This is a genomic window from Streptomyces zhihengii, from assembly GCF_016919245.1.
Classification (GTDB): Bacteria; Actinomycetota; Actinomycetes; order Streptomycetales; family Streptomycetaceae; genus Streptomyces; species Streptomyces zhihengii.
The window spans coordinates 5,893,880-5,907,154 of the sequence record NZ_JAFEJA010000001.1; the positions used below are offsets into that span (position 1 = coordinate 5,893,880).

Sequence of the window (13,275 nt, forward strand, 5' to 3'; positions counted from 1 at the left end):
GGTCCGCGCCGTTCAGGCGGCCCGGCGGAACAGCCCCGTCCAGAGGAACGGTTCACCGAAGTGCCGGGACCCCTCCGGCTCGTCGCGCATCCGCCGCAGCTCGACCTCGTGGAGGCCGGAGAAGATCCGGCGCAGCGCGTCGGGGGTGTAGGCGAGGCCGCCCCGGAGGCGGCCCTCGCGGTAGAACTCCCGGTCGGGCAGCTCGGATCCCATGGCGCCGGACGCGAAGCACGTCAGCGAGAAGTGGCCGCCGGGCGCGAGGACCCGGTCGAGCAGCGCGAGATGGCTGATCCGCCGGTGCGGCGGCAGATGGTGGAAGCAGCCCGAGTCGTGGATCAGGTCGTACGGGCCGTCGAGGGCGGCCTCGAAGACGTCGGCGCGGTGGAAGCGGATGTCCGCGCCGGCCTCCCGGGCCCGCTCCTCGGCCCAGGCGATCGCCGTGGGGGAGAGGTCGACGGCGTCCACCTCGAACCCCGCCTCGGCGAGGCGGATCGCGTTGCGCCCCGGCCCGCAGCCGAGGTCGAGCGCACGGCCGCCGGGCGCGACGAGCCCCCGCTCCAGATACGAGACCAGGTTCTCGTCCGGCTTGGCGACGAAGAACGGCACGGGCCTGTCGCGGTCGGCGTAGAAGCCGTCCCACCAGTCGGCACCGCCCTCGCTCCAGCGGTCGGCGTCGGGCGCGAACAGGCCGTCGAGGAGTGCGAGCACGTCCTCGACGGTGCGGATGCTGCGGTCCATCGAATCCCCTTCCCTCGTGGGGAAGTTTATGGCCCGAGGCGAAGAAAGCCCAGGTCAGATGGTGTGCGGCGAAGGCGTGGGTGCCCGCGCGCGGGCCGCCGGCAGCCCGGTGGAACACCGGCCCCCCGCCCGGCGGGCAGGCCCGCCCACGCGGCCGTGGAACACCCGCACGGGGCCGTTCCCGGCGGAGCCGGAGCGGGTTTCCCGACGAGTTCCGGCGCGGCTCTGCCCGCGGGCTTCCCCGGCCGCCGGCCGTCCCGCCGCCGGGTTCGGGGGCGCCGTCGGCGGGGCGGCGCCCCCAGCCCCACCCCGCCCGGCACCGGCCGGGCAGCCCCGGTGGGTGTCAGCGCTCCGAGAGGGGGGCGGGGGCCTCCTGGACGCACCAGGAGTTGCCGTCGGGGTCCTGGAAGAACATGAACGAGTTCCACTCCTGCCCCGGGCCGTCCTCCCAGCCGGTCTCGCCGACGTGCTGGACCGCCGAGACCGGCACCCCGCGCGAGGCGAGCTCGGCATGGGCCGCGGCGATGTCCGTGACGCACATCTGGAGCGCGTGCAGGGAGCCGGGCGCCATCTCGGGCTGACCCGGGTTCCGCGGCATCCCGCTCATCAGGACGACGGAACAGCGTGAGCCCGGCGGGGTGAGCTGCACGATCCGCATGCCGGGGGCCACCTCCTGGTCGAGGTCGGCCTTGAAGCCGACGGCGTCGGCGTAGAAGGCCTTCGCGCGGTCCAGGTCGGAGACCGGGATCGTCACCACTTCGAGCGTCATGTCCACAGCGTCCTGCTCTCGGTCGGTCGTGCTCGGGTCGTGCTCGGATGGATCGTGCTCGGGTCGTGCGGCGGGTGCTCGGGCCGGACGGTGGCGCCCGGGGCCGTGCGTCCTCGTGGCGGTCTCGGACCGCCCCCGCTCCGGGTCAGAGCGGGAAGCGCCAGCGGGTCTGGCCGAAGGGAGCGCCCTTGGCGAAGCCGAAGGCCGTCCGTGGCGCCACCCGGAATACCAGGGCTTCGCCGCCGTCGCCGGTGAACACGCCGTCACCGACGCCGAACGTCCAGTCCGGCCCGTACTTCCTGACGTAGGCCGACGCCAGCGCCCGCAGCGCCGGGTCGTCGGTGACGCGCTCGGCCTCGCCCTCGACGACCAGGTCGCAGCCCTCGCCGAGCGCGTTGCCGCCCGTGGTGAGCACCACCGCCGGGTTGTCGCGCAGGTTCTTCGCCTTCCGCTCCGCCGGGCCGGTGCAGAAGTGCAGCGCGCCGTCCTGCCAGACGGCGATCAGCGGGGTGACATGGGGGCGGCCGTCGGGGCGGACGGTCGTCAGCCAGAAGACCTCGGCGGTCTCCAGCACGGCGAGCGCGTCGGACCAGGGTGTCGCGGACGCTTTCGGATCGCTGAAGCGCGTGTCCAGCCGGCCGCTCGGCTCGGCCGCGGATGTCGGGGGCGTCGGGGGCATGGGCGGTCCTCTCGTCTCGCGCGGCGTCGGCGCCGCTGAGATGGTGACCGCCCCGGCGCCCCGGACTCATCGCCGCCGGCCGCCCGGATATCCCGGACTCATCGCCGCCGACCGCCCGGCGGCCCCCGGGCCGACCGGTGCCGCCCCGGCCGGCCCCGCCCCGGCCGCGGTCAGCCCACCGGGGTCCAGGCTCCCGAGCCCCCCGGCTCCGACCAGTGGAGGCGGCCGTCCTGGCCCACCGCGCCGAGGCCCGTGCCGGTGCCCGAGGGGGCGCCGACGAAGAGGGGGCCGGCGGTGTGCCAGCGCGCCGTGCCGGTGGCGCGGCCCGCGGTGCCGACGCCCCCGCCCCCGCCCGCGGGCGGCAGCGACAGGCCGGGCGCGCCGGTGCCCGAGCGGGCGGCGAGCAGCGTGTTGCCGGGACCGGAGGCGCTGACGGGGCCGAAGCCCGCGGGGCCGCCGAGCTCCGTCACCGCCGAGGCCACCGGGCCGTCGAAGCGGGCCGTGCGGACCGCTCCGGAGGCGGGCTTGCGGAACCAGAGGCGTACGCCGTCCCCGTCCGGGGCCGCGCTCAGCGCGAGCGTCGTCGGCGGCAGGCCGGTCGCCGCGGGTCCGGTCAGCGGGGCGCCCGGCGCGGCCTGGGTCCAGGACCGGACCGTCCCGGGGCCGGCCGCGAAGACGTGCTGGCGGCCGGTCGCGTCCGTGGCCGCCACCGGGTCGCCGTGCAGATCCCGGCCGCCCCGGTCGCGCCAGCCGTCCCAGCCGCCGTCGGTGCGCTGGGCGCGGGAGCTCAGGGTGTAGCGGCTGGTGCGCAGGTACACGGTGATCCGGCCGGCCCGGTCGACGGCCGCCGCGGGCGCGCTGATGTCGGAGAGCCCGCTCGCGTCGTCCCGTTCGGGTGTGCCGAGCGACCGCCACGGGCCGAACGCCCCGTCCGGTGTGCGCTGGACGGCCGTGACCACGTCCCGGCGGTAGTCGCCGGGGCCCTCGCCCAGCGTCGTACGGGTCGCGAAGACCGCGATGCGGCCGTCCGGCAGCCGCACCGGGGTCACGCCGCTGTCGAGGCCCGTGCCGGGCAGCAGTCCGGGACCGCTCCACGCGCCGCCGGCGCCCGGCGCGCGGTGCCAGACCGCGAGCCGGGTGTCGAGCACGGAGAACGCCCACAGCCCGCCGTCGCGGCCCGGCTGCACCCAGGACGTCGACTCGCCGCGGGTGTAGCGGACCGAGTCCGTCCAGCCGTGGCCGCCGGGCCGCGCCGCCACCTTCCGGTCGCCGCAGCCCGAGGCGGACGCGCAGTAGTTCTCCTCGTCCATCCAGGCGTAGGTGTGCATGGTGCGCAGCTTCGCCGCGGCGCTCGCCGGGTCGAGGGTGCGCGGCAGCCCGCTGGTGAAGTAGCCGAGGTAGTTCTGCACGCTGAAGACGGGGCGGTCCGGCGTCCGCGCGTAGCGGGCGAGGGCCGCCTGGGCGAACCGGGCGCCGAAGAGGTGGTCCTGGTGGTCGGTGTACGGGCCGTCGCCGCCGACCCGGCCCGGGGTCGGGTCCTGCATCCGCACATGGGTGGGACGGAACCGCTCCAGCAGCCCGGCCACCGTGGCGACGACGTCCTCCTTGCGGTACGCGAAGCCGTGCCGCACCGGGGAGCCGGCGGCGAGCTGGGAGGGGAGGGCCGCGACCCGGCCGTCCCACAGGCCGTGCAGGCTGACCGGCCGGTCGCCGGTGACCGACCCCGCCTCCCGGAGCTGCACCCACACCAGGGCGATCCCGGGGCGGGCGGCGAGCCGGTCCAGCTCGGCCGTGCCGCCGCCGGCGGTGGGTATCGCGGTGCGCCGCCACGGGCTGGTGCGGTCGCCCGTCGCCATCTCGGCGTAGGCGGCGCGTATGCCGTTCTGCCGGGCCTCCGCGTAGGCCGCCTTGTCGGCGGCGGGGGCGGCGGCGGTGCTGAACGGGCCGGTGCGGGCCGCGTTCACCCCGTCCGACTCGCCCGCGGTGAGGTACACGGAGGTCAGCCGGGAGCCGGAGACGAGGGACTGCCGGGTGTCCGGGTTCATGAAGAACAGGTCGTCGTCGGGGTGGGCGACGATCTGCACCACCGACGCCGGGCCGTGGGCGGCGCGCACCGGCGTGCCGCCGCGGGTCTCCCGCGGCGCCGCCGGGCGCGCGGCGGGCCTCGGGGCGCTGTGCGCGGCCGCGGTGTCCCCGGCCGGGCGGGGAGCGGGCGCGGCGCCGCCGGCCGTGCCGGCGAACCAGCCGGCCACCGCGACCGGGGCGATCAGGAGGGCTGCCGTCGGGCCACGACGGGACAGCAGGGCGGAGCGGAGGCGGGGCCCGGACGTGCGCATGACGGTGGTGCTTTCGGTGTTCAGGTGGAGAGGTGCGGGACCGTCCGGCCGGATGCGGGCCGGGGGAGGGGCCGGCGTACGGGGCGCGGCCGGGACCCGGACCGCGGCGCCGGGAGGCGCCCGAAAGCGGCGAACGGCTCTGTTCGCCACCGACCGGTCAGGAGGACGGAAACACCGATCATGCGGTTCATCGAGGCGTTTGTGCCAGGAACATGGCATATCTCACGCCGCGCACGCCACTCCCCACCCGCACTCCCCACCCGCCGGTGACCACGGCACACGGCTTAGTCTCGGACCGGTACCCGATCCGCGCGGGCCGGGCCGGTCAGAAGAGGAGAACGGGATGACCCCGGGGCGCAGAAGCAGCACCTTCAGCCGGCTCCTCCGGCACGGCTTCACCGACCCGTCGGCCGCCGAGCGGCTGCTCGACCTCCCCGAGATGGCGTCCGTCCGCGACGACTCCGTGCTGCTCGACGCGCTGGGCGCCACCGCCGACCCCGATCTGGCGCTGCGCTCCCTCGTCCGGCTCGCCGAGGCCCACGACGACGGCGAACGCCGCCGCTTCCTGGACACCCTGGTCACCGCCAAACCGCTGCGCGACCGGCTGCTCGGCGTCCTCGGCGCCTCCGAGGCCCTCGGCGACCACCTGGCCCGTCACCCGCGGGACTGGCAGGCGCTCTACACCTACGAGTCCGCCGATCTGCACCCCGGAGTGGCCGAGTTCGAACGCGGTCTCGCCGACGCGGACGACGCCGTGTCGCTGCGCGTCTCCTACCGCCGCTGCCTGCTCGCCATCGCCGCCCGCGACGTGTGCGGCACCACCGACGTCGCCGAGGCGGCCGCCGAGCTCGCCGACCTCGCCACCGCCACGCTGCGCGCCGCGCTCGCCGTCGCCCGTGCCGCGGCCCCCGAGGACGCCGCCCTGTGCCGGCTGGCCGTGATCGCGATGGGCAAGTGCGGCGGGCACGAGCTGAACTACGTCTCCGACGTCGACGTGATCTTCGTCGGCGAGCCCGCGGGCGGCGCCGACGAGGCCAAGGCGCTCCAGGCCGCCACCCGGCTCGCCTCCCATCTGATGCGGATCTGCTCCGAGACGACCGTCGAGGGCACCATCTGGCCCGTCGACGCCAACCTCCGGCCGGAGGGACGCAACGGCCCGCTGGTCCGCACCCTCTCCAGCCATCTGGCCTACTACCAGCGCTGGGCCAAGACCTGGGAGTTCCAGGCACTGCTGAAGGCCCGGGCGGTCGCCGGCGACCTGCCGCTCGGCGAGGAGTACATCGAGGCCGTGTCCCCGCTCGTCTGGCAGGCCGCCGAGCGCGAGAACTTCGTCGCCGACGTGCAGAAGATGCGCCGGAGGGTCGTCGACAACATCCCGGTCACCGAGATCGAGCGCGAGCTCAAGCTCGGGCCCGGCGGCCTGCGGGACGTCGAGTTCGCCGTGCAGCTCCTCCAGCTCGTGCACGGCCGCAGCGACGCCGGGCTCCGCAGCGGCACCACCCTGGACGCCCTCCAGGCCCTCGCCGCCGGCGGCTACGTCGGCCGCGCCGACGCCGCCCAGCTCGACGACGCCTACCGCTTCCTGCGCGCCATGGAGCACCGCATCCAGCTCTACCGGCTGCGCCGCACCCATCTGGTGCCCGAGCAGGAGGCCGACCTGCGGCGGCTGGGCCGCTCGCTCGGCCTGCGCACCGACCCGGTCACCGGCCTCAACCGGGAGTGGAAGCGCCACGCCTCGGTCGTGCGCCGGCTGCACGAGAAGATCTTCTACCGCCCGCTGCTCGACGCCGTCGCCCAGCTCGGCCCCGGCGAGGCCCGGCTCAGCACCAAGGCGGCCGGCCAGCGGCTGGAGGCACTCGGCTACGCCGATCCGGCCGCCGCCCTGCGGCACCTGGAGGCGCTGTCCTCCGGGGTCAGCCGCAAGGCCGCCATCCAGCGCACCCTGCTGCCCGTGCTGCTCGGCTGGTTCGCCGACTCCGCCGATCCCGACGCCGGGCTCCTCGGCTTCCGCAAGGTCTCCGACGCCCTCGGCAAGACGCCCTGGTACCTGCGGCTGCTGCGCGACGAGGGCGCGGCGGCCGAGAACCTGGCGCGGGTGCTCTCCGCCGGACGCCTCGCCCCCGACCTGCTGCTGCGCGCCCCCGAGGCCGTCGCCATCCTCGGCGACCCCGGCGGGCTGACCCCGCGCGGGCGCGACCACCTGGAGCAGGAGGTGCTCGCCGCCGTCGGCCGCGCCGACACCGCGGAGGCGGCCGTCGCGGCGGCCCGCGGGGTCCGCAGGCGCGAGCTGTTCCGCACCGCCGCGGCCGATCTCATCGGCTCGTACGGCACCGAGGACAGCCCCGCCGAGGCCGACCCGGGCGCGCTCGTCGACCGCACCGGCACCGCCGTCACCGATCTGACCGCCGCCACGATCGCCGGGGCCCTGCGGGCCGCCGTCCGCGCCCAGTGGGGCGACACCCTGCCCACCCGGTTCGCCGTCATCGGCATGGGCCGCTTCGGCGGCGGGGAGCTCGGCTACGGCTCCGACGCCGACGTGCTGTTCGTGCACGAGGCGCGGGAGGGCGTCGACGAGCAGGAGGCGGCACGCGCCGCGAACACCGTGGTCGCCGAGATGCGGCGGCTGCTCCAGCTCCCCACCGCCGACCCGCCGCTGCTCATCGACGCCGACCTGCGGCCGGAGGGCAAGAGCGGCCCGCTGGTCCGCACCCTGCCGTCCTACGAGGCGTACTACCGCCGCTGGTCCCTGGTCTGGGAGAGCCAGGCGCTGCTGCGCGCCCGCCCGATGGCCGGCGACCAGGACCTGGCCGCCCGCTTCATCGCCCTGGTCGACCCGCTGCGCTACCCCGACCAGGGGCTCGGCGAGGACGCGGAGCGCGAGATCCGCCGGCTCAAGGCCCGGATGGAGTCCGAACGGCTGCCGCGCGGCGCCGACCCGACCCTCCACGCCAAGCTGGGCCGGGGCGGGCTCAGCGACGTCGAGTGGACGGTGCAGCTCCTGCAGATGCGCCACGCCTGGTCGGTGCCCGGACTGCGCACCACCCGGACCCGCGAGGCGCTGGCCGCGGCCCTCGATGCCGGTCTGATCGCGGCGGACGACGCGGCCGTCCTCGACGAGGCCTGGGTGCTGGCCACCCGGGTGCGCGCGGGCGTGATGCTGGTCCGCGGCCGGGCCGGCGACACCTTCCCCTCCGACGGCCGCGAACTGGCGGCGGTCGGCCGCTACCTGGGCTACGGGCCGGGCCACGTGGGCGACATGCTGGACGACTACCGCCGTGTCACCCGGCGGGCACGGGGCGTGGTGGAGGAGCTGTTCTACGGCGGGTGATCCGGTGGGCGCGGCGCGCAACCGGGCGGCGGGCCCGGTGCGCGCCCGCGGGCGTCACGCCCGTGAGCGGCGGCCCAGGCGCCCGAGGCGCGCCGAGAGCGGGGTGCGCGGGGTGTTCAGGTCGGCCGGGACGTGCTGCGGCAGGCCCTGGGGGAGCGCCCGGTACCACGCGTAGGAGACGGCGAAGCCGAACGCGAGGCAGATCATCCCGCCCACGGCGTCGAGCCAGAAGTGGTTCGCGGTCGCCACGATCACGACCAGCGTGAGCGTCGGGTACAGCGCGCCGAGGATCTTCGCCCACGGGGCCGTCGCCAGCGCGCAGATGATCAGACCGCACCACAGCGACCAGCCGATGTGCATCGACGGCATCGCCGCGTACTGGTTGGACATGTTCTTCAGGTTCCCGGAGGCCATCGACCCCCAGGTCTGGTGCACCAGCACGGTGTCGATGAAGTCCTGCCCGTTCATCAGCCGGGGCGGCGCGAGCGGATACAGGTAGTAACCGACCAGTGCCACACCGGTGGTGGCGAACAGCACCAGACGGGCCGCGGCGTAGCGGCCCGGGTGCCATCGGTAGAGCCAGACCAGCACACCGATGGTCACCACGAAATGCAGCGTCGCGTAGTAGTAATTCATCGACACGATCAGCCATGTCACCGAGTTCACGGCATGATTGACCGACTGCTCGACCGCTATGCCGAGGGTCTTCTCGACGTCCCAGATCCAGTCGGCGTTCTTCAGCGCCTGCTGCTTCTGCTCGGGGACGGCGTTGCGGATCAGCGAGTACGTCCAGTAACTGACGGCGATCAGCAGGACTTCGAACCAGATCCGCGGCCGGCGGGGCGTCCGCGGAGTGCGGGAGCGCCACGCCGGGCGGACGTCGTCCGTGCGCGAGGAGGGGACCGCGGCCTCGTCGTCCACGATGGGTGACGGGGTCGCCGTCCGGCTGTCGAGAGTCTTCACGGTCGCTTCACCCATGGGACGAGAGTCTGCCAGAAACACGGCCCACCCTGATCATCCCTCGGTCGGGTCATCGCCGCACCCGCTCCACCCTACGGACGAGGGGGTACCCGGGGGTCCGGCAGGGTGGCCTGCCGGGGGGCCGAGGCGGTCGAACCGCGCACCACCAGCTCCGGCATGAACACGAATTCCCCGTGCACGGGGGCCCGGCGGTCCGCCCCCTCGCCCGAGTGCGCGTCGCCGATCTCCTCCAGCAGCGCGCGCACCGTGGCCTGCCCCATCGCGGGCACCGGCTTGCGCACGGTGGTCAGCGGCGGATCGGTGAAGGCGATCAGCGGCGAGTCGTCGAAACCCACGACGGAGACGTCGTCCGGCACTTCGAGCCCCCGCTGCCGGGCGGCCCGGATCGCGCCCAGCGCCATCATGTCGCTGGCGCAGACAACGGCCGTGCACCCGCGGTCCATCAGCGCGGCGGCGGCGGCCTGCCCGCCCTCCAGGGTGTAGAGCGAGTGCTGTATCAGCTCGTGCTCGACCGTGTGCGGATCGCAGCCGAGCTGATCGCCGACCGCCTGGACGAACCCCTCGATCTTCCGCTGGACCGGGACGAAACGGCGGGGCCCGACGGCCAGTCCGAGCCGTACGTGACCGAGTGACACCAGATGCGTGACCGCCAGCCGCATCGCCCCGCGGTCGTCCGGCGAGATGAACGGCGCCCGGACGTGCGGCGAGAACCCGTCGACGAGGACGAACGGCACCCCCTGGGCGCGCAGCCGCTCGTAGCGCTGGGTGTCCGCCGTGGTGTCGGCGTGCAGCCCGGAGACGAAGATGATGCCGGAGACGCCCCGTTCCACCAGCATCTCGGTCAGCTCGTCCTCGGTGGAGCCGCCGGGCGTCTGGGTGGCGAGCACCGGGGTGTACCCCTGGCGGGTCAGCGCCTGGCCGATCACCTGCGCGAGCGCGGGGAAGATCGGGTTCTCCAGCTCGGGAGTGATCAGTCCGACCAGCCCGGCGCTGCGGCGGCGCAGCCGGACGGGGCGCTCGTAGCCGAGCACGTCGAGTGCGGCGAGAACGGACTGGCGGGTGGTCGCGGCGACTCCGGGCTTCCCGTTGAGAACCCGGCTCACCGTCGCTTCGCTGACCCCCGCCTGGGCGGCGATGTCGGCCAGGCGTGCGGGAGCGGTCACGAACGGAGGGTACCCGCAGGCGCGCACGGCTGCCCACACCGCCCCGGCACGCCCGGCGCGCCCGCGCCCCGCCGGGCCCGGGCGGTGCGACCGCGGGGCGAAATGCGCGTCGACACCGGGTAGTTCAACGGGACGGTCCTGAGTACGCACACTCAGGCGCCGTTCACCGGCGCCGCATACGCTCGCCTCGCACCGACGCCGCGGGGGCGGCACACGGCCGCGGGCCTGCGGTCGCGACCACGGGGGGACACCATGTCAGGAACGCGGCTCTCACGGCCCGCGCGGTGGAAGGGGCGCCCGGCGCGCCGGGCCGCCGGCTGCGCGGCGCTCGCCGCCGCCACGGTCCTGGCCGGCTGCGGCGGCCAGGAACGCACCACGACCGAGGGCACCACGCCCACGGCGTCCGCCGACCCCTCGCCGACCGCCTCGCCCACGCCGTCGCCCACCCCCACGACCGGCGCGCTGCCGGACGCCTACGACTTCACGCCCGACCCCGCACGCGTCCCCAGGACCGCCGAACGCGCCCGCGAACTCACCCGCAACGCCTCGCTGGAGCCCGCCGACTGGACCCCGGGCATGGTCCGCCACGACCCCTACGAGAACGCCGGGACGCGCCCGCTGCTCCCCGACTCCTGCGTCTGGACCCGCACCGCGCTGCCGCCCGGGATGCTGGACAGCTACACCCGCCGCATCGACATGCCCGCCAAGGACGGCAAGGGCCGCGTCCAGGGCTCCCTCACCGTGACCGTCCACCGCGACGAGGCGCTCGCCGACCGCGAGATGAAGGACACCGTGCAGGAGAGCTTCCGCTGCCCGGTGCAGCAACTCGGCGGCGGGCAGCGGCTCGACGGCCTGATGTCCATGCACCTGGACCCGAAGGACGTGAAGAACGCCGACGCCACCCTCTTCGAGGCCGGCAGGTGGACCGGCCCCGGCTCCGGCGGGCCGCAGGAGTACGTGTGGAGCAAGTCCCGGATCGGAACCGTCACCACGGCCGTGTCCGTCAAGGGGGCGAAGGGGTACACCACGACCGACCTGATCCGCTTCGCCGCCGAGGCGGGCGCCAAGCTGCTCTACCGCGTGGAGCTGGAGCTGAAGTGAGCCATCTGCAGCCGCCCGGACCGGGCGACCCCGCGCACGTCGCCGGCTACCGCGTCGTCGGCCGGCTCGGCGCCGGCGGCATGGGCGTCGTGCTGCTGGGGCGTTCGCCGGGCGGCGCCCTCGTCGCCATCAAGCTGATCCGGTCCGAGTACGCGGACGACGCCTCCTTCCGCACCCGGTTCCGGCGCGAGGTCGCCATCGCCCGCCGGGTCGTCAACCGGTATGCCGTGCCCGTGGTCGACGCCGACACCGAGGCCGCGGCGCCGTGGCTGGCGACGGAGTTCGTCCCCGGTCCCGCGCTCGCCGACGCCGTCGCCGACACGGGGCCGCTGCCCGCGTCCAGCGTGCGGGCGCTCGGCGCGATGCTCGCCGACGCCCTCGACGCCGTGCACCGCGAGGGCATGGTGCACCGGGACGTGAAGCCGGGCAATGTGCTGCTGGCCCCCGACGGGCCGCGCCTGATCGACTTCGGCATCGCCCGCGCGCTCGACGACACCGTGCTCACCGCGACCGACATGGTCGTCGGCTCGCCCGGCTTCCTCTCGCCCGAGCAGGCCACCGGCACCCGGATCGGCCCGCCGAGCGACCTGTTCTCCCTCGGCTGCGTCCTCGTCCACGCGGCGACCGGGCAGCGGCCCTTCGGCAGCGGGCCGGTCGACGCCCTGCTGTACCGGACCGTCCACGACGAGCCGCGGCTCGACGGCGTCCCCGGCGAACTGCGCCCCCTGGTGCGCGCCTGCCTCGACAAGGACCCGGCGCGACGGCCGGACGCCGCCGCCCTGCGCGCCGCCTGGGCCGCCGACACCGCGCACGCCGGCTGGCTGCCCGCCGCCGTCAGCCACCTCATCGCCGAACGGTCCGCGCGGATGCTGGCCCTGCCGGACATCGAGGCCACCCTCGTCCCGGCGGCCGCCCCGGACGCCCCCACGGCGGCACCCGCGCCCGGACGGCCGCCGAGACGCCGGATGCTGGCCTACCTCGGCTCCGGTGCGGCGGTCCTCGCGACCGGCGGCACGACGGCCTGGCTCATCGGCCGGGACGGGGACCGCGGCACCGGCGGGGGCGGCGGCACCGGCCGAGCCGCGCCGGCCGCCCGGCCCGAGCTCCGCATCGGGCTCCAGGCCGACCTCAGCGGACCGGGACGCGCCACGGGCACCGCCCATGAACAGGGCATCCGGCTCGCGGTGGAGGAGCACAACGCCCGCGCGGACGAGCCGTTCACCCTCGCCCTCACCGTCGCCGACGACCGAGGCGACCCGGAGGCCGCGCGGAGCGCCGCCGCCCGGCTCGCCGCCGACGAGCGGATCACCGCGGTGATCGGGGCCACCGGCCCCGACGCGGCCGGCGCGGTGCTCGGCGCCTACGACGAGGCGGCCCTCACCCTGCTCAGCGCGCTGGACGGCGACACCCGCCACATGAACCGGGTCTTCCTGTGCGCCCGGCCCAGCAACGCCATGCAGATGTACCCCGTCGCCCAGTACCTCGGACTGCACGGCCTCGACGACATCGCCGTCGTCGACGACGAGAGCGAGTACGGACGGCAGACGACCCGCTTCCTCGCCGAGGGGCTGCGCGGCACCGGCGGGCGCACCGTCCTCGCCCGGACCGTCCCGGCGGGCGCCGCCGACCTCGACGCCCGGGCGCGCGAACTGGCCGCGGCACGCCCCGGGGCCGTCGTCCACGGGGGCGGCGCCGAGGCTGCGGCCGAGTTCGCCCGCGCCCTGGCGAAGGCGGGCTACCGGGGGCCGCGCATCGCCGGCCAGGCCGCGCACGACGCCGGCTTCCCCGCCGCGGCGGGCGCCGCCGCCGACGGCTGGCTGGTGGTCTCCACCGCCACCGACCCGCTCGCCGCCCCCGCGGCCCGCGCGTTCACCCGCGCCTTCCGCACCCGCTGGGACGGCGCCGCGCCGCCGCCGTTCGCGGCCGAGGCGTACGACGCGGTCCGTCTGGTCGCCGCCTGTGTGCGCGGCCTGGGCAGGGAGCGCGTCACCCGGGGGGACCTGGTGCCGGTGCTGCGCAAGACCCGCCACGAGGGCGTCTCCAAGACCTACGCCTTCGAACCGGAGAACGGCGCCTTCGTGGGCACCGGCACCTTCTTCTACCGGGTCACCGGCGGTGCGTTCCGCTTCCTCGGCCCGGACCCGAAGGCGGTGTGAGGGCCGCTCGCGACGGTGAGGGGC

At 75.8% G+C, this 13,275-nt stretch carries 9 protein-coding genes; 3 read left to right on the forward strand and 6 right to left on the reverse strand.

Annotated features, from left to right (window positions below):
* Positions 1-12 precede the first annotated feature (12 nt).
* From JE024_RS25055 to JE024_RS25070, 4 genes are all read right to left on the reverse strand, one after another.
* Positions 13-738, reverse strand: coding sequence for a class I SAM-dependent methyltransferase (locus JE024_RS25055; protein WP_205375744.1), 726 nt, complete (start codon positions 736-738; stop codon positions 13-15).
* Between the two features lie 343 nt (positions 739-1,081).
* Positions 1,082-1,513 carry a VOC family protein gene (locus tag JE024_RS25060; protein WP_205375745.1) on the reverse strand — a complete coding sequence of 144 codons (432 nt, stop codon included), beginning with the start codon at positions 1,511-1,513 and terminating at the stop codon, positions 1,082-1,084.
* A 139-nt stretch (positions 1,514-1,652) separates the two neighbouring features.
* Complete coding sequence (locus JE024_RS25065) at positions 1,653-2,186, reverse strand: pyridoxamine 5'-phosphate oxidase family protein (protein ID WP_205375746.1); 534 nt, start codon at positions 2,184-2,186, stop codon at positions 1,653-1,655.
* A 170-nt stretch (positions 2,187-2,356) separates the two neighbouring features.
* Entirely contained in the window at positions 2,357-4,522 is a 2,166-nt protein-coding gene (locus tag JE024_RS25070; protein WP_205375747.1) for a PIG-L family deacetylase, read from the reverse strand.
* A 343-nt stretch (positions 4,523-4,865) separates the two neighbouring features.
* Here JE024_RS25070 and JE024_RS25075 point away from each other — a divergent pair, with 343 nt between their 5' ends.
* Positions 4,866-7,850, forward strand: coding sequence for a bifunctional [glutamine synthetase] adenylyltransferase/[glutamine synthetase]-adenylyl-L-tyrosine phosphorylase (locus JE024_RS25075; RefSeq protein WP_205375748.1), 2,985 nt, complete (start codon positions 4,866-4,868; stop codon positions 7,848-7,850).
* A gap of 54 nt (positions 7,851-7,904) precedes the next feature.
* Here the strand turns inward: JE024_RS25075 and JE024_RS25080 are convergent, their stop codons facing one another.
* Together JE024_RS25080 and JE024_RS25085 are read right to left on the reverse strand one after the other, a co-directional pair.
* The gene (locus JE024_RS25080) at positions 7,905-8,828 is read right to left on the reverse strand and encodes a phosphatase PAP2 family protein (RefSeq protein ID WP_244883065.1); all 924 of its coding nucleotides are present in this window, start codon (positions 8,826-8,828) and stop codon (positions 7,905-7,907) included.
* A gap of 74 nt (positions 8,829-8,902) precedes the next feature.
* On the reverse strand, positions 8,903-9,994 hold the full coding sequence (locus JE024_RS25085) for a LacI family DNA-binding transcriptional regulator (protein WP_205375749.1): 1,092 nt from the start codon (positions 9,992-9,994) through the stop codon (positions 8,903-8,905).
* A 252-nt stretch (positions 9,995-10,246) separates the two neighbouring features.
* On the opposite strand from JE024_RS25085, the gene JE024_RS25090 reads away from it, so the two are divergent.
* Together JE024_RS25090 and JE024_RS25095 are read left to right on the forward strand one after the other, a co-directional pair.
* Positions 10,247-11,095 (forward strand): hypothetical protein, encoded by an 849-nt coding sequence (locus JE024_RS25090; protein ID WP_244883066.1) that lies wholly within the window; start codon positions 10,247-10,249, stop codon positions 11,093-11,095.
* 5 nt (positions 11,096-11,100) lie between these two features.
* Positions 11,101-13,251 (forward strand): bifunctional serine/threonine-protein kinase/ABC transporter substrate-binding protein, encoded by a 2,151-nt coding sequence (locus JE024_RS25095; RefSeq protein ID WP_372449877.1) that lies wholly within the window; start codon positions 11,101-11,103, stop codon positions 13,249-13,251.
* The last annotated feature ends 24 nt before the right edge of the window (positions 13,252-13,275 follow it).